13 protein-coding genes are annotated in these 17293 nt (G+C 60.5%); 8 read left to right on the top strand and 5 right to left on the bottom strand.

What is annotated here, in order from left to right; translation table 11 throughout:
- Positions 1 to 39 precede the first annotated feature (39 nt).
- The 3 genes from IEX05_RS13910 to IEX05_RS13900 form a co-directional block, all read right to left on the bottom strand.
- Entirely contained in the window at positions 40 to 2124 is a 2085-nt protein-coding gene (locus IEX05_RS13910; RefSeq protein ID WP_188702889.1) for an acyltransferase family protein, read from the bottom strand.
- A 78-nt stretch (positions 2125 to 2202) separates the two neighbouring features.
- Positions 2203 to 2457, bottom strand: coding sequence for a hypothetical protein (locus tag IEX05_RS13905; protein ID WP_188702887.1), 255 nt, complete (start codon positions 2455 to 2457; stop codon positions 2203 to 2205).
- A gap of 9 nt (positions 2458 to 2466) precedes the next feature.
- Entirely contained in the window at positions 2467 to 3417 is a 951-nt protein-coding gene (locus IEX05_RS13900) for a glycosyltransferase (RefSeq protein ID WP_229661339.1), read from the bottom strand.
- A 368-nt stretch (positions 3418 to 3785) separates the two neighbouring features.
- Here IEX05_RS13900 and IEX05_RS13895 point away from each other — a divergent pair, with 368 nt between their 5' ends.
- Both IEX05_RS13895 and IEX05_RS13890 read left to right on the top strand, forming a co-directional pair.
- Positions 3786 to 5849, top strand: coding sequence for an acyltransferase family protein (locus IEX05_RS13895; protein ID WP_188702883.1), 2064 nt, complete (start codon positions 3786 to 3788; stop codon positions 5847 to 5849).
- A 1347-nt stretch (positions 5850 to 7196) separates the two neighbouring features.
- On the top strand, positions 7197 to 8516 hold the full coding sequence (locus IEX05_RS13890; RefSeq protein WP_229661338.1) for an ISL3 family transposase: 1320 nt from the start codon (positions 7197 to 7199) through the stop codon (positions 8514 to 8516).
- A gap of 394 nt (positions 8517 to 8910) precedes the next feature.
- Here IEX05_RS13890 and IEX05_RS13885 read toward each other — a convergent pair whose 3' ends face one another.
- On the bottom strand, positions 8911 to 9945 hold the full coding sequence (locus IEX05_RS13885) for a glycosyltransferase (protein WP_188702881.1): 1035 nt from the start codon (positions 9943 to 9945) through the stop codon (positions 8911 to 8913).
- A gap of 176 nt (positions 9946 to 10121) precedes the next feature.
- Between IEX05_RS13885 and IEX05_RS13880 the strand changes: the two genes are divergently transcribed.
- The 6 genes from IEX05_RS13880 to IEX05_RS13855 all read left to right on the top strand — a co-directional run bounded on the left by IEX05_RS13880 (position 10122) and on the right by IEX05_RS13855 (position 16635).
- On the top strand, positions 10122 to 11285 hold the full coding sequence (locus tag IEX05_RS13880; RefSeq protein ID WP_188702879.1) for a glycosyltransferase family 4 protein: 1164 nt from the start codon (positions 10122 to 10124) through the stop codon (positions 11283 to 11285).
- Positions 11286 to 11524: 239 nt separating this feature from the next.
- A complete protein-coding gene (locus tag IEX05_RS13875) occupies positions 11525 to 12325 on the top strand; it encodes a glycosyltransferase (protein WP_188702877.1) in 801 nt (266 codons plus the stop codon).
- Between the two features lie 82 nt (positions 12326 to 12407).
- Positions 12408 to 13235, top strand: a complete 828-nt coding sequence (locus IEX05_RS13870; RefSeq protein ID WP_188702876.1) for a polysaccharide pyruvyl transferase family protein — start codon at positions 12408 to 12410, stop codon at positions 13233 to 13235.
- Positions 13228 to 14298, top strand: coding sequence for a polysaccharide pyruvyl transferase family protein (locus IEX05_RS13865; protein WP_188702874.1), 1071 nt, complete (start codon positions 13228 to 13230; stop codon positions 14296 to 14298). The genes IEX05_RS13870 and IEX05_RS13865 overlap by 8 nt, the downstream gene beginning before the upstream one ends.
- Complete coding sequence (locus IEX05_RS13860) at positions 14298 to 15173, top strand: glycosyltransferase family A protein (RefSeq protein WP_188702872.1); 876 nt, start codon at positions 14298 to 14300, stop codon at positions 15171 to 15173. The genes IEX05_RS13865 and IEX05_RS13860 overlap by 1 nt, the downstream gene beginning before the upstream one ends.
- 1 nt (position 15174) lies before the next feature.
- Positions 15175 to 16635 (top strand): lipopolysaccharide biosynthesis protein, encoded by a 1461-nt coding sequence (locus tag IEX05_RS13855; protein WP_188702870.1) that lies wholly within the window; start codon positions 15175 to 15177, stop codon positions 16633 to 16635.
- A gap of 128 nt (positions 16636 to 16763) precedes the next feature.
- Here IEX05_RS13855 and IEX05_RS13850 read toward each other — a convergent pair.
- Positions 16764 to 17293 (bottom strand): IS3 family transposase (locus IEX05_RS13850; protein ID WP_188702868.1); only part of this gene is annotated, 530 nt, incomplete at its 5' end.

Below are 17293 nucleotides of genomic sequence, written 5' to 3'. Positions count from 1 at the left end.
TGGTTGCGCTCGCTGATAAGGGGCGCGGCTGTATGTTTCTCAGTCGCCCAGCACGCCTGCTTCCTCGAGGCGGTCGCGCAGGAGCGGCGCCAGGAGTGCCGAGTATTGGCGAGTCATGTGGATGTCGTCGCGCATCGTCGGCGTCGAGCCCGCGAAGGCGGGGCACCTGCCGTCGACGCAGAACCATTCTTCGGTTGCGAGGTACGTGGCATCCGCTGCGGTGACGGCGGCCCCGGCGCCCTCGGTCACCTCGCGGTAGAGGTCATCGACGGTGTGCACGCAGTCGGCGGGAACGCTGCCCGCGACCGCGCAGCCGATCTGTTCTTCCCGGCGCGGTGGCGAGGCGACGAAGACCACGTCGTCCGTCACCTGCTTCAGCTGGCTGGCGAGCTTCTCGGTCTCGAACGCCCAGCGGTACGACCCGCCGCCGCCAAGCGCATCGGCCGGCGGATCCAGGTGGTAGACGCCCGTGTAGAGGTTGCTGACGATGATGAGATCCGGGTCGAGCGCGTGGGCCTCGTCGAGCGCGGCCGGCTTGTGAGCCTCGCACGCCTCCTTCGCCTCGTCGCTGTCGTACCAGCGCGTGATGTCGACCTGGTAGCAGCCGGCCATCATGAGCCCCTTGACGTTCCAGTCGTCACCGAGCGCCTTGCGGATCATCGGGAGCAGCACAATCGAGGTCGAGTCGCCCATCACGACGGCGGTGTGCGTCGCGCCCTCGTGGGTGAAGTTGCACGCCGACGGATCCGTGAGATCGACGTTGCTGCAGCCCTCCTGGTCCTCCTCGGGCAGACCAGCAGCGGCCACGTCGGCCATCGTCGGCGTGAGCTCGGGCCACTCGGTGTCTTGCAGCGCCTCGCGCAGCTTGCCCTCGACCTGCTCTTGCGTGGTGAGCGGCAGGGCGACGCCGATGGCCGTGGTGCCGATCGCGGCCATAGGCGCGGGGACGAGCGCGGTGGTCGCGACGCCCGCGACGACGGCAACAGCGGTGACGCCGGTAGCGACCCAGGAGAGCCGCCCGCTACCCCTGGTGAGCCAGCGCGCTCGCCGCAGCGGGTTCTCGATCAGGTAGTACGTGGCGATCGCGAGCACGAACGTGATGGCGAGCACGGCGACGAGGAATTTGCGCTCGTGCACCGTGACGATCGTGCCGAGGAAGATGATGACCGGCAGATGCCAGAGGTAGAGCGAGAACGACCAGTCGCCGACGGCGACCGTCGCCTTATTCGTCAGCGGCCAGAGCTCGGGCGGATTGCCACCCGTGCCGGCGACGATGATTGCCGCGGTCGCGAGGGTCGCGGGCAGCGCGCCCGGCACGGGCATGCCGGCCTCGTCGAGCAGCAGGAACGACGCACCGAGGCCGAGGACGCCGAACCATGCGAGTGGCGCGCGCCGCACGTCGCGCATACGCTCGAATACGGGCCCCGCGACGGCGATGAGTGCGCCGAGCGCCAGCTCCCACGCGCGGGTGAGCGACGAGAAATAGGCGACCGTCGGCTGAGCGCCGGTCTGCCAGAACCCCCAGGCGAGGGATCCGGCAAGAACGATCGCGAGCACCGCACCGGTGATGACGCGCACGCGTGCTCCGCGACGGATGGCGATGAAGGCTGCGAGTGCGAGGACCGCGGGCCAGACCAGATAGAACTGCTCCTCGACGCCGAGCGACCAGTAGTGCTGGAGGGGCGACGTCTCGCCGGTGGCTGCCCAGTAGTCGACGCCCTCGGCGGCGAAGCGCCAATTGCCGACAAAGAAGAATGAGGCGACGGCGTCGAAGCCGATCTGCCGCGCGCGCTCGCCGCCGAAGACCAGACAGCTCGCCACCACAGTGACGGCGAGGACGAACGTCGCCGCAGGGAAGATGCGCTTGACGCGGCGGCGGTAGAAGTCGGCGAACGAGACGCGGCCCGTGCGCTCATGCTCGCGCAGGAGCAGTGAGGTGATGATGAAGCCGGACAGGACGAAGAAGACATCGACGCCGAGGAACCCGGCTCGGGGCCATCCCATTGCGTGATTCGCGATCACCGCGAGAACGGCAACGGCCCGCAGGCCCTGTACATCGAGCCGACGGTGGTGTTTAGCTGCTGGCGCCGCTTCGACGCGGGCGCTCGTCGTCGACGCGAGCATGATGGGTATTCTACGAGGCCCGGAACCAGAAGCTGAAAGCGGTTCGGGGCAACGAACCCAGGAGTGGGGTATCGGCCCCTACGCCGGGCGCACGCTCAGTGCCTGCCAGCCCTCCGGGGCGCAGGTGAAGGCGTCCTCGATGCGGTCGACCGTGACGGCCTTCGTCTCGGTCGACCGCGCGATGGCGACACCGCGCTTGCGGTCGATGTCGATCAGCTCGTGGCCCTCGGGCAGCAGTCGCGCGGCATCTTCATTGAAGTAGTCGAGGCCATCGCGCTCGGGCACCTCGAATTCGATTGTCGCCGTGGGGCGCAGCATGACGATGTAGGGCACGCTTCGAGCCTAGGCGAGCCGTTTCAACACATCGTCCACGATGCCCGCCGTGGCAGCCCAGTCGTAGCGCCCGACCGGGGCGTCGACGCGCGTGGGGGAGGAGAGCGCCTCGGCGAAGGCCGAGCCCCATTCTTCCGCGTCATAGGCGGACGATACCGCCCAGCCACGCCCGTCCGAGGTCTCGGCGACGGCCGCGCAACCTTCCCAGTAGATCACCGGCGTGCCGGTCATGATGCTCTCGAGCGGCGGCAGACCGAAGCCCTCCAGCGTCGACGGCATGACCGTCGCCGCCGCCGCGCGGTACTGCAGCGCGAGCGCATCGTCGTCGAGCGGATCCAGAAACACGAGCTGCGAGGCGACGCCGTGTGCGGTCGCGACAGCGCGCGCGTCCGCGTGCTCGTCTGCGGGGATCAGCAGGCGCAGCTCGGCATCGGGAACGTGCGTCAGCGCCGCGATCGCGGTGCGCAGGTTCTTGTGTTCGCGCATGTTGCCGACGTAGAGCAGGTACGGCCGTTCGGGCACGACGAACTCGACGCCCGGGTGGAACGCGGCCGAGGCTCCGAGCCCGGCGTTGACGACCTCGACCCGGGGATCCCGGATCCAGTTCTCGATTTCGCGCTTGGAGGTCTCGGAGACCGTGATCACGGCGCCGGTGCGGCGGATCACGGGCTTCGCGACGAGGTTGTAGAACGCGAGGTACTTCGCCCGACCCGGCCACGCGGTCTTCAGGTGGATGAGGTCGTGCACCGTAATGAGCTCGCGCTCGGCGCGCGCGAACGCACCGTATCCGGGCGAGTAGATCAGACCCTTCGGCACCGCGTTGAATGTTACGGTTCCGGGGGAAGTGGGCCCGGAGACGGGCAGATCCTGCGCTTCGACCGTCAGACGCGCGTAGAGCTCTGATGCATAGCGACCAATGCCGTGCTGGCCGGCCCAGCGGCGGTCAATCCAGGTTGTCACTTGAGCCAGTTTAGGTCTATGAGATGAGCGACGGGTGCTTTGGCCGTGCCGTGGATAGCACCCTCTACCCTGGCTGGCACGTATACGTCTAGCTGCGATACTTGAGTAATCTATCTTAGGCATCAAGGCGCGAGTGGCTGGTCGCCCACGACGTAAGAGCTCGGAAAAGCGCTGGTCTGAAGGGTTTTTCGCGCACTATGCGAGAAAAGGCAACCGGCATCCATCCCCCTTTTTATGATCGGCGACGTTCTGCAGGCTGATAACGGCTTGCTGTGCATCGGTGATGCTGGTTGGAACAACGCGGATCATCCGCACAACGTTCAGGCGGATGTTGATCGCCGCTGGCTAACTGGGGAGGAACCCGACAGATGACGCGTACAGCTCAGGCGCGTGGCATGCGACAGGAAATTCAAGCACTGCGGGCCGTCGCCGTGCTTGCGGTTGTCATATTTCATCTCTTTCCCTCCAGGCTTACTGGAGGATTCGTAGGCGTCGACGTCTTCTTTGTGATCTCAGGATTTCTGATTACATCACATCTACTTCGCGAGGTTGCCAGGGAAGGCACAATCCGGCTCGGGAGATTCTGGGCTCGTCGAATTAGGCGGCTATTGCCGGCAGCGTTCACTGTGCTGGTGTTCGCTCTCGTCGGGACGCTCGTCATTCTGCCGTGGAGCGAATGGAAACAGGGTCTTCGAGAAATCATCGCGAGTGCTCTCTACTTTGAAAACTGGGCGCTGGCGGCAGATTCGGTCGATTATCTGGCCGCAGAAAACTCGGCGTCGCTCGTGCAACATTACTGGTCGCTGTCGGTAGAGGAACAATTCTACGTGTTCTGGCCGCTACTAATCATGACGGCGTTGCTGATATCGCGCGTACTAAAAAGAAGTGGTAAGGCGCAAAAGCAAACGATCCTCTGGGTGCTCGTATTTGTATGCGTCTCCTCGCTCGTGACGTCAGTTCTTTGGACTGAAATTTCGTCAGCTAGTGCATATTTTGTAACGCCGACGCGCGCATGGGAGTTTGCTGTTGGTGGATTACTTGCATTCTTGCCCTCCCGTTTCGCCGAGCCGCCAAGAACGCCATCGGGCACGAAGCTGCACCTCATTGTTGGCTGGGGAGGTTTGGCGGCGATCATTTACTCAGTAGTTAAATACGACAGCAGCGTGCCTTTTCCGAGCTTCACTGCCCTACTTCCGGTCATTGGGACTGCGGCTGTCATTTGGGCGGCGGACAACGACAGTGTCTGGAGTGCGACATTGTTAGGGCGCAGTGGTCCCGTTCAATGGATCGGGGAAATTTCATATTCGCTTTATCTATGGCATTGGCCACTTGTCGTCCTTTATCCAGTAGTCGCGGGACACGCGATCGGCTTAAAGGGAGGAGTAGCTCTTTTCGTCATCATGCTGGCGATTGCTTGGATTTCAAAGAAATTGATCGAAGATCCGTTCCGGAGCCGGAACTTCTGGAGTGCTTCCGCTCGTTCCTACGGATTTGCAATCACGGGTATGGTAGCCATCTCTTCGGTAGCTATAGCATCCGTATCTATCATCGACTCCAAAATCGAAGAGGCTCAGATATCCCAGGCTCCTTACGGTTCTCTTGAAGAGCTTCAGAGCGAAGTTGACGCGACGCTCGGTATGCGATCATGGCCGATACCGGATCAGGTGGGCGGCCGAGACGCGCAAGCCGAAGAATGGGTCGTCGACAATTGCATCGATGTGGATTCCGAGTCTGCGCGTGAGCGGTGCGTGTACGGAGACGCTAGTAGCGAAAAAACAATGGTTGTGATCGGCGACTCGTTCGCGACCCACCTATTGCAGGGACTCCGCGGTGCCTTCGGAGACGAGTATCGGATTCTTCCGTTGACCCTGTCGCAGTGCCCTGTCGTAGATGTCGCGGTCGTGCGTAGCGGAAGTTCAAAGGTTTTCGAAGAATGTCAGTCGCATAACGAAAAGAACTTGGGTCTCATTCAGCAAATATCTCCCGATGTAGTAATAGTTGCTGACGCGACAGTGACGACCTTTAACCGCATGTACGGGATCGAGGGGTCTGAGGATCGGTCGGAGATCTACAGGGAAGCGGTCGACCACTCCTACGATGATCTTGCCCAGGCCTATCTGGGAAGAATAGTGATGATTGAGTCGCCGCCAAACGCTAATTGTAAGCCCCGTAACGGTTTCACCGGGCCGCGGGACTGTAACGATGAAAAACCGCCGGCTACGACGCGCGCATTGCAAGAGTTTAAACTCGAAAGTGCTGAGGAGCACGGTTTCGTGACGGTTGACATGATGTCGTGGACCTGCGACGAAGGTGGGACTTGTCCGGCCCTCATCGGCAACACCCTCACACGGGCGGACGGTGGACATCTGTCGAGCCGTTTCTCGGCCCGTCTTAGCAACATATTCAAAGCCGAAGTGGGGCCGAAACTATAGTACTTGCGTACCCATCCGGCCCATGGCAGAGATAACACTTCGTGTACAGAGATTATTTTGCAAGTACAAGGTTAATCGCAGGTGGGCGCGCATGGGGCGAGCGTTTTGTCGGCGGGGTACCGCTTGTGTCCGCCAAAGGCTGAAAGTTCCTAAACTGCTAATTCGCCACGGCCTCGAGGTGTAGTACGCATGAATTCATGCGCCTTCGACCTGATCATGTTTACAGCCTCGACGACCGCGGGCTTGTCGCCGTCGGCAACGTCTCGAGCCGGCGCGGGCGGAGAGCGAGTTTCCGTTGCCGGGTTGGATTCGTGATGGGCCCGTGGCGATCAAGCGCTTCCGAGTGGGTCGGACACGCGTCCTCTTGCCAGGAGCCGTTCGGGTATCGCCCGACGATGCGGCTCATTCGTGTCCGCTGCCACGGGTGCGCTAGATGCGGGTGCTCCTGGTGTGAGGACCACGGCGGCAACACCGGAGCGCGCGGAGCTATCCCGACCTGGGTTGCGATGCGCGCTGGAAGCACTCGTGCTCGGCCACTTTTGTCGTGCTCCGCATCGGTGCTTGCCCAGTAAGTGCCCTGGCTCACCGCGGACAGCACGATCACTATCGAAGGACGCCGCGTGTTGATCGACGAACCAGCACGCTAAACGGCGCTCACGTGCTCGGCGTCGGCGAACTCGTCTGGTGTCATGCGCGGTTCGGAGGCAGATATATGACCATGGTCATCGACCTCACCACAGTCCGCGAGAAGACGAGGCCGTCCAGGTTCATGGACATGGTTGAGGGCGCTGGCGCTTGATATCATTGTTCAGTACCTGGCGCGCGTCCCCTCCCGGCAAGGGCGCGAGCGGGCCGATCTCGTCACCATGAACGAGGCCACGGGCCTCAGGACCGTCGCTGTGGACGCCCTTCCCGACGTGGTGACGGTGGTGGAGTCGTTTCGACACCGTCTATGTCGCCGGTGACAAACTCGATACCTGCCGCCGGCGCGTTCAGGAGTGCCTTCGCGGTCACCGCGGGCAGAAGAACGCCCCACTCTACAAGACTCGCCCGTACTACTCTCCAGACCAACGCGGCGCTGCCTGCCGAACGTTTGTGCGCGACTCGAAGTGCTGATTGGCGGTTCCGAGCACGTCGAGATCGAAGCGACCGGAGGCGCCTACCAGCGCATGGTCGCCGCCAACCCCGAGCACGAGCGCGAGCTCGCAACGAACGTAATGCACGCCGTTATCGGGCTCTTCGGACATCCGGTGGGTTAGGGCTCGCCGGGTGATGGTTGGCGGGTAGGGGTCGAGGTCCCCGAGGATCAGAAGCGCTAACTCCCTGATCTATCACGAGGACCTCGACGTGCTTCACCCTACTTCGGGGTGCGCTGACGCGCGCTCTGCCGCTGATCCGTGTTCCCGCTGCGACCTCCTGCTTGGCCTCGACGGCGTTCATGTCGAGCACGTCGACCGCCGCGACGGGCTGCTGGTCGTGACGGTCTCGAGTCCCGCGATCCCGACGGGGTGTCCGTCGTGCGGGGTCGTAGCTGTCGGTCGCGGGCGTCGCCGCCGGGTGCTTCATGACGTGCCCGGCGCGATGCGGGTGCGAGTCGTGTGGCGACAGCGGGTCTGGCGATGCGGTGAGCAGGAATGCGAGCGGAAGACGTTCACGGAGCCGTTGCCGGGTCTGGTCGCCAGGCGCGGGTCGATCACCAACCGAGCCATCGGCTGGGCGATCGGACAACTGCGGCGCGAACACGCCACGATCGCAGGACTTGCCCGGCAGCTGGGGACGTCGTGGAAGACGGTGTGGCGCGCTGTCGAGCCCGAGCTCGTCACGTTGGCGGCCGATGAGTCCCGGTTTGATGGGGTCACCACGCTCGGCGTCGATGAGCACATCTGGCATCACGTCGACCCCCGCAAGCGCGGCCCGAAGGAGCTGACCGGGATGGTCGATCTCAGCCGCGACGAGCGCGGAAAGACGCGGGCGCGGCTGTTGGATCTGGTGCCCGGCCGGTCGGGGAAGGCGTATGCGTCCTGGCTCGAAGGCCGCGGCGACGGCTTCCGGCGCAATGTGAAGGTCGCAGCCCTTGATCCGTTCGCGGGCTACAAGACCGCGATCGACGACAAGCTCGAGGACGCCACCGCGGTGCTCGACGCGTTCCACGTCGTGAAACTCGGCACGCAAGCGGTCGACGAGGTGCGCCGCCGCGTCCAGCAGGACACCCTCGGACATCGCGGTCGGAAGGGCGACCCGCTCTACGGGATCCAGACGATCCTCCGCGCCGGGGCCGAGAACCTCACAGAGAAGCAGCGGATCAGGCTCGCGACGGCGATCGAGGCCGATCCCGCGCACGACGAGGTGTTCGTCGCATGGCAGTGCGCGCAGCAACTCCGCTCCGCCTACCACCAGAAAGACCTCGCCGAGGGGCGGCGGATCGCGCAGAAGGTCGTCGACTCGTTCCGCACCTGCCCGATCCCGGAGATCGCGAGGCTCGGCCGCACCCTCCGCCGCTGGCGGGCTGCGTTCCTGGCCTACTTCACGACCGGGAGGTCATCGAACGGCGGCACCGAGGCCGTCAACGGGATCATCGAGCTGCACCGCCGCCTCGCCCGCGGCTACCGCAACCAGCACAACTACCGCCTCCGCATGCTCCTCGCCGCCGGCGGACTCACCCCATGACCCCCACCCAATGTCCCAAGAGCCCGTTATCGAGGATCTCCCACCGGAGTGCCGTGCGCGCTCGCGAAACGGCTCCGCCTCGGCCGCTTGCTGAACGCTTGAACCGCGAACATCCTCGTGTTCATCGATCGCCCCGCACCGGCCAGCGATCCGCCGAGGCGATCAATGATCGACCCGAGCACCTCCGCGGCGCCGCACTCGGCTTCCGCAACCTAACGAACTGCGTCGCATATTCGCTACGTGGGCAGGCCGCTTAAAACCCCAGCCATACCCACAATTGCGATGCGCCCGTACGAACCGACTTTGAAATGCTCATCTGTAGAAAATCGGACTGCGTTTCCCGGTGGCGGTCCGCAACTGGACCCGTGTTCCGCACATACACCGAGCTTTTTGTTCAGTGAATGTTCCGTTTTGAATGCCGCTTGTGAGCTATCTCATAAGCTTGGATGGTCTTATCCGCGAGCAAGGGCCACTCCCGAGAAGACATATCAGCGCGAGGTGAACGAGGAGTCGCTCGGATCGCTGACACTGTACGTTCGATTACTTCGTGGGTGAGAATTCCGTCGAACAAGATTACCCACTCCGCGCCGAACTCCGCCTGAAGAAGCAAAGTGGAATCAGAACGCCGCATCAGCACTGGTCTATTCATCGATAGCGCGAGTAACGCAGCACCAGAGTTGTGAACTTCTCGGTATGGGAGTATCACGACTTCGGCCCGGGCGATGTGTGAGGCCAGTTCGTTGTCAGGGATGAAGCGGAGATCAAGCGAGATTCGGGAATCTAGTGCTGCCTGTTCTTCAATGAAATTAGAGGTTTGATGACTATCGGCTCGTCCCGCGATTGTCAGTGTTAGGCTCTGGTCCATTGTCTCACGAAAGGCTGAGAGTAGATCGTCGACCCCTTTGTATGCTCGGATGAAACCGAAGGTAAGGAGGTTGCCGGAGACGATGCGGTCGCTCGACGGCTCGTCATACCAGTCCCTGTAGTGTCCGTGTGGAACGAGGACAGTCGGGGTGCCTAACGGATTCGGCGTCGCCTCATTGAGTACGATACGCACATCCGTTTGACGATCTAGAGCCGCGAGAACCCTCGATTCGATCCTCGAGCCCGGTTCGTGAGGCTCGACATTGTGCACTGTGCGGACGATAGCCTTCTTCTGCAGCCGGATGCGCGCTAGGAAAATGCGTAATGCGACGCACTTGGCAAAGTGCACGATCTTGCGCGGGTGCCGTACGAGTACCTCCGGCCAATGCACGTGGAGCACGTCAAATTGATCGAAGAGAAACCCAGACCAGCGAAAGTACTTCGTGTGGACCCGCTCTGCCGGCATGGATTCGACAAGCAAGCGTGTGTACGGATTGGAAGTCGGCTTGTTCTGCGATGGTGCGGCCAACGACTGCATCACGGTAATTGGGACAGATTCGGGCATAGTCTTCCTTGGAAAAGATGGTGCTTGACCGCACCTGCTGGCAGTCCTAGCGTATCGAAGAGCCGCCGGTGCGAACCCTCCGCGACGGTCCCGGCAAGGAGGCGCGCCCATTGGCCGCGCGCCGCCATGGAGCCACGGTGCTGTTCCTTGTAAGGATTTCTGCATAGGGTGGCCCCGTGACATCCATAGAACCTTCGACGCTGTCTGTAGTTCACCTGGCTCATACGGGTGAGCGTGGAGGAGCGGAGCTCGCCCTTGCGCGACTACTCTCGAGCAAGTATCGACGCTGGGATGCGTCGCTGGTGATGCCCGTCGGAGAGGCTGGCGTGTTCGAGGACTCCGCCCCTCATCTCGAGTTGCTTGAGCAAGTTGGAGCACCACAGGCGCCGGGGGCTTCAGCCGCGGGGCTGGTGGGGATGTTTTCGTTCGCATGGGGCGTCCTTCGCCAAGCGCTCGACGTACGACGAACCAAGTCTTTCCGTGCCGCCGATGTCGTACACGCCAACTCGACGCGCGCGTCGCTATACGCGGCGCTTTCAACGCTCGGGACCAAAAAGCGGTTAATTGTCCACCTCCGCGACAGGATGGAGCCCGATGCGATCGGGAAACTTGGCCATCTCGCCTTCACGACGATCGTGATGCGACGAGCGCACGGGTTTATCGCAAACTCTGAGTCCACAGCGGAGGTCGTGAGTTCCCGACTTCGCAGCGATCAGTTTATAGAGGTCGCCCCTAGTCCGTATGGTGTCCAACGCGTGAATAAAGCGCCCGAGGAAACCGAGAGGCGCTTGCGCATCGGCATGGTAGCGAGGCTTGACCCATGGAAGGGCCAGAATTTGCTGATCGAAGCGTACGCTCGAGCAGCGCTTGACCAGCAAGCAGAACTCGTACTCATCGGCGACGCGGCGTTCGGGCACTCCGACTATGAGCGCGATCTTCGTCTACTCGTCGAGAATCTTGAACTGAAGAACGTGCACTTCACCGGTTTCGAACACGATGTGCAGGCGGCCGTTGACTCACTCGACATCTGCGTACAGTATTCGATACGACCAGAGCCGCTTGGCCAGAACGTGCTTCAGTACCTTGCTCGCGGAAAAGTAGCGGTGGTAGCGGGAGAAGGCGGACCCCTGGAGTGGGTCGACCACGAACGGAACGGCATCGTCGTGAAGCCTCGCGACGTAGATGCCCTCTCTTCGAGCCTTCAGCGAGTGGTTGGTAGCGAAAGCCTCCGAAAGCGTATTCGAGATGCTGTTGTAGCCGATCCGAGTATTCCAAGCGAGGAAGATATCCTGCTCGCCCACGAGCAGGCGTTCCGTCGAGCGGCTGGGAACGCGTCGTGAAGGTGGTCTTCGTCGCGATGCCCTTGACCGCGAGGAGCGGAGTCTATCGATCCGCCCGAGAACTTATAGAGGCCGGACGTTCTCAAGGAAACGACTGGAGGCTCCTGCTAGGGGTTTCAGCGTCAGCCAAAGGGCAGAGACCGAGCAATGACCCGAAGTGGGTAGACGAAGTCGTTGCCGAACCTAGCGGTCCCTCGGGTGTTTGGGCATTGCGCAGCGCTTTGCTTCGACACCCCGCAGTGAACGCAGCCGACATGATCGTGAGCTTGATCCCTCAAACAGATATGGCGCTGGCGCTGACAAGAAGAGACTGGATCGCCTTCGTCCGCGGACTACCATGGCCCGCCCAAGGTGAAGCCAGTCGCGTCAAGCGGATCATCTGGAAAACACTGGAACAAACCGCGCTGAGCCGCGCCAACGCAGTCTGGGCCACAACGCAAACGCTGCGAGACGACATGGGGCACGGAAAAGAAACGAAGCTCGTCACGGCTGGTATTGCGAAGATTCCGAGGCGCTGGAATGGGGAGGGCACGCGGTCAACGGCCGTATGGGCCGCCAGGTATAACCAGGATAAGAACCCGGAACTATTCTTCCAGGCGCTCCGAGATCAAGAATTTGAAGGCAAAATGTTTGGAAGCGGGGTGCTCGAAGATAAGCTCCGAATAAGCGCACCCAGTAACATTGAGGTCGCTGGATGGGCGGGACCCGATCAGCTCTGGGAGAACGCCTTCGCATATGTCGGAACCTCGACGCGAGAAGCATTTGGACGAAGCGCTCTGGAGGCCGCGATGAGTGGTATTCCAATCGTCGTCAGCGATGCTTTCGGCGTCGCAAAAATGCTCGTGACTGACGATGAGCTACGTCGCAAGTTCGTGTTGCCCGTCTCCGACCAGCGACCGTGGGCGGACGCACTCCGTGACCTGCACCGCGACGAGGCGCTACGGAGGACGTACTCCGACCACCTCGTGCGAAATGCGATGAACCTGACGATCGAGGCATCTGCGCAGGCCGTCGCACGCGAACTTGCCGTGTTCGGGTGAACACGAGGGGCTCCAACTGAGTCTCCAGACGGCACTGTCTATGCTGAGGGGACGCGTGGCAGCGACGACAAGGAGAAGCGGGATGCCGATTGACCTTTACTCTTGGCAGTACCGGCCACCGTTGCTGAATCTGCCCGTGATTCGTCGTATTCGAAAGCGGGCCGTTCCGAACTTCGGTGACGAGATCGGCCCACTAGTTGTGGACTCACTCCTGCGGGAGCGAGGAATCGACCGCGAGACGGGCGGTACGGACAACGCCCGGTTGTTTTCAGTCGGTTCAGTCATGCACTTCGTGAGGCCGGGCGACCACGTATGGGGAACGGGAATCAACGCGAAGCGCCCTATGGAGCTGGTTGATATGAAAGGTGTCGTGGTTCATGCGGTGCGTGGTCCACGGACCGCAGCCGTGCTCGAGAATAACGGCGTCGACGTGCCGAAGGTGTTCGGCGACCCCGGGCTGCTGATCAAGCATGTACCTAGCCTTAGAAGTGCGATTGTGTCAGAGAAGAGTCGATCAGTCGCATTGATTCCGAACTTTAATGATATGAATATCTACCGTGGCCATCCCGACTTGGTCTCACCACTCCAAACCCCTGAGAAGATAGTCGCGGAGATCTCCCGTAGCGAACTTGTTGTAGGGTCATCGCTTCACGCGATGGTTTTCGCCGATGCGCTTGGTGTTCCGGCACGCCTTATCAAGTCTGTTCATGAACACCCGTTCAAGTATGAGGATTATTACCTCGGGTCAGGCCGCGATCCTCAGCAACCGGCGGAAACAGTGGAAGCTGCAGTTCGGGCGGGAGGTAGCGACCCTTTGAGCTACGACGAATCGGCCCTCGTGGAGGCTCTGCCATACAACCTATTTGTCCGCGATTCGAATGGTTCCACGTTAATGGATAGGGATGCATAAAATGATGAGTACGAATGACCAGCGAGCGCTGAGTGATATTCGTAACCAGACTCTTTCCATTCTCGAGGGCGTGCTCGACGGCGCCCGAGAAGTCGTGATCATCGATGCTCCCAATCAGCGGAACATCGGAGACTCGCTGATCTGGGAAGGTGAGCTTGCTTACCTGAAGTTATTGGGAGTGCGCATCAAGTATGCCACCGATATTCGGGGATATGATTCTCGTGATGTGCGACGCCGGCTTCCCGTGGACGGGGGCGTGGTACTACTGCACGGCGGCGGCAATTTTGGGGATCTCTGGGAAGGACATCAGAGACTCCGTGAACGAGTCGTGCAGGAACTCCCGGAGTACAAGATCGTGCAGTTGTCGCAGTCCATCTTCTTCGCAGATGAATCGAGAGCAGCACTAGCAAACGCGCGCCTGGCAAATCACAAGAACTTTGTAACCCTCATCAGAGACTCGCTTTCCATGGAGCGCGCGGCGACGCAGTTGCCAGGCGTGAAAACGATCTTTTGCCCTGACATGGCGCTCGGTTATACACCTATTGTTCCGGAGGGCGAAACGCCAACGCGAGCTCCGGCACTGGCCATCGCAAGGGCTGACCATGAGTCAGCATCCGGTCTCCAGGGTATCCCAGAGACTTGGCTCGATGGCATTGCGATCGAGAAAACCGACTGGGCCAGGGTCGCCGGATTCTCACCCCAGTGGAAGTTCGCGCGACGTATCGCCTGGTTTGACTGGCAGATTAAGCGGTTGCGTCGAAAGACTGGCGCCCCGATTCCCGTTGTCCCCGCGAATCTAATGTTGAGAGTTCTGGGCGTTCTTAACAGACGAAATGTGAAAGACGCAGTCCGCCTGTACGTGGGACGCGAGATTATTGTCGTCGATCGGCTCCATGCACATGTGCTCGCCTCACTGCTAGGAATTCCTAATGTTCTCTTAGATAATAACTACAAGAAGCTTGGCGGCGTATTCGATGATTACACCGGGCGGTTTGAAACAGCGACATACGTGGTCGGTCTAGATGACGCGCGAGCCGCGACGATCGAGGTTCTGGAGCGCTGATGTTAGTTTTCGTAACAAGTATGCGTCATCCGCGTAACGCGACGGACTATTCGTACAACGAATTTCTCCTGCGTCAGACCTTGGAATCGATTGCACTTCAGACTTCGAGCGACTATCACGTATACGTAGTCGGAAACCGAGAGCCTGATTTTTCCATGGGCGACAAAGTTACGTACGTGAATGTCGATTTTGACCCTCCGGCTCCTGTTCATGGGCCGCATGCGGATAGGTCGGGATTCGTTCGGGATAAGGGCAGTAAGATCGGTCTCGGCCTTATTGCAGCTCAGGAGAAGAACCCGGACTGGGTAATGATCTTTGATGCCGACGATTTTGTTCATCGGTCTATTGTTAGTTTCGTGCACGACAACCCAGGTTCCTCCGGATGGGTAATTCGTCGAGGATGGGTCTATTCGCAAGCGCGAAATGGGTACAGAAAGCAAGACGGGTTCAATGGAACCTGCGGCACTTCTCATATTCTCCCTTATGATGCCTATGCGGTGCCACAAGGCGTTTCTATTAGTTCCAGCCAGGAGGAAGTTCTTTCGGCGTACGGCGAAACGCTGCCGGCCGTCCTCGGCGCCCACCGTAACGCCGCCGCTTGGTTTCGGGAACGGGGCGTCGAGCTCCGTGAGCTGCCATTTAGGGGCGCTGTTTATCATGTGGACACGGGCGAAAATCACTCCGGCAAGGAGCTTCGAGGTGTGGCGAAGCCGTGGGATCGCCTGCTAGCCGACGAGTTCGGGATTCCATCTAGTAAGAAAAAGGCCGCCACTATTTGGCGTTGCATCGGACCTGTAGCCTTGGGGCAGAGTCTCGCGTCGTTGTTTACGCGGGCGCTTCGTCGGGCTCGCCAGATGTTCGTAAGGGCTAACTGAGATGTCTGGCGAGCTGGGCAATAAGGTCGCAAGTTCAATCGGCTGGGTAGTGCTTGAGCGTTGGGGATCACGTCTTCTTCAACTCGTGGTCATGGCGGTACTTACCCGGTTGGTCGGTCCAGCCGGATTTGGCATTATCGCGCTAGCCATGTCTGTGGTGGCCGTTCTTCAAGTGTTGGTCGACGCAGGCTTCTCGAAAGCACTCGTGCAGCGCAAAACGCTAGGGAAGCATGATGCGTCTACCGCCTTTTGGACGTCACTTCTATTGGCGGTGGTGCTGTATGTCGCGCTCTTCTTCACGGCGCCGCTCATTGCAAGCCTGCTTGGTAACGATGAACTTGTTCCTGTTCTGCGTGTCATGGGCGCGGTGCTGCCGATATCTGCAATCTCACAAACACCAGCAGCTCTCCTAGAACGAGACTTCGGTTTTAAGGCTCTTTCGATTCGGCAAGTGGTAGCTGCGGTTGCGGGCGCCGCTGTGTCGTTACCCGTAGCATTCCTCGGGGGCGGGGTCTGGGCGCTTGTAGTGCAGAACGTAGCGACAGCGATAGTCGCGTGCGTAGCTCTTTGGGCGGCATCTGAGTGGCGCCCGCAGTTTGCCTACTCGACGGCTGCGCTCCGAGAAATGGCGCCTCTTGGACTCAGTATCATGGGAACAGAGTTACTAGACGCCGTTCAGACCAACATTGATAAGATAGTCATCGGCGTGTTTTTCGACCCTGTGACGCTGGGCTACTATTTCATTGCTCAGCGACTCGGTACGATCCTTTCGGAGTTGGTCACAACTGTTATTGCAAGGATGTCGCTCACCACGTTGTCACGTGTTCAGGACGACCTTCCAAGATTCAATCGGATCTTCCGCCAAATGACATTTGTTGCGGGCGCAGTTGGGATGCCAATCTTTGGATTCGTTGCAGCCTACGCGCATCAGATAATTCCGGTTGCCTTTGGAGATGGTTGGGAACCGGCCATTCCGATTCTGTGGGGCCTTGCTGCGGGATGGGGGCTCTCCGCTGTGATGTACTTCGATCGGGCGGCTTTGCTCGCGCGTGGCCGCGCGAAAGCCGCTTTCTGGGTTTCGGCAATGCAAAACGCGGCTGGAGTCGCGCTTCTTTTCGCGCTGTTACCGATGGGTATCGCGGGAGTCGTAATTTCGCGGTGGGCACGCGTGTTCGTGTGGCCTGTGCGACTTTGGGTGCTCCGCAAGGTAATTCAGCTCGAAGTAGGACGGTACCTTCTTCAACTTGCTAAAGTGATTGTCGCCGTTGCGCCATGGGTGGCGGCGGTACTTCTATTGCAACTAACGCCCTGGGCGCAATCTGAGTGGTCCTTGCTAACGTTCGCGGTGCCCACCGGAATTGTTGCATTGACAGGCTACGCGGTGACGGTTTGGTTCCTGGCGGGAGATGAGAATAGGTCCGCCATTCGTCCACTTTTTGCGAAAGCCTTTAAGCGCAAATGATTGATCCCCTTTCCTCGCCGGCTAGATTACATCCACGTGGTATGAGGCTTGGTGCATTTATGCTTGCGAAGGCACAGGGTAGCGCGGGCTCCATGGGGGTCTGATGTAGGAACTGGTGACAGTTCTGGTTAGGCCGCGAGGGTCAGGTCGTTGTTCATGATGGTCTCGAACTCGATCGGCGTCAAACGGCCCAGACGGACCTGGCGACGCCTGCGGTGATAGGTCCGCTCGATCCAGGTCACGATCGCGATGCGCAGCTCCTCGCGGGTGGCCCAGGAGTGCCGGTTCAGGACGTTCTTCTGCAGCAGGCTGAAGAACGATTCCATTGCCGCGTTGTCGCCGCAGGACGCAACCCGCCCCATCGATCCGACGAGATTATGGACGGCGAGTTCGCGGCGCAGTTTCCTGCTTCGAAATTGCGATCCTCTATCCGAATGGACGACGCAACCATTCACGTTCCCGCGCATCCTGACAGCGTTACGGACGGCGCGGACCGCGAGAGATGCCTTCATTCTCGGGTCGATCGAGTAGCCCACGATCCGGCCGCTGAACGCGTCGTTGATCGCGCAAAGATAGAGCCGACCTTCGCTCGTTTTGTGTTCCGTGATGTCGGTCAGCCAGAGCTGGTTCGGCCGGGACGCCACGAACCGGTGACGCT

Origin of the sequence: Microbacterium nanhaiense (genome assembly GCF_014646015.1) — a bacterium.
Classification (GTDB): Bacteria; Actinomycetota; Actinomycetes; order Actinomycetales; family Microbacteriaceae; genus Microbacterium; species Microbacterium nanhaiense.
This window is presented reverse-complemented; position numbering and strand designations above follow the sequence as displayed.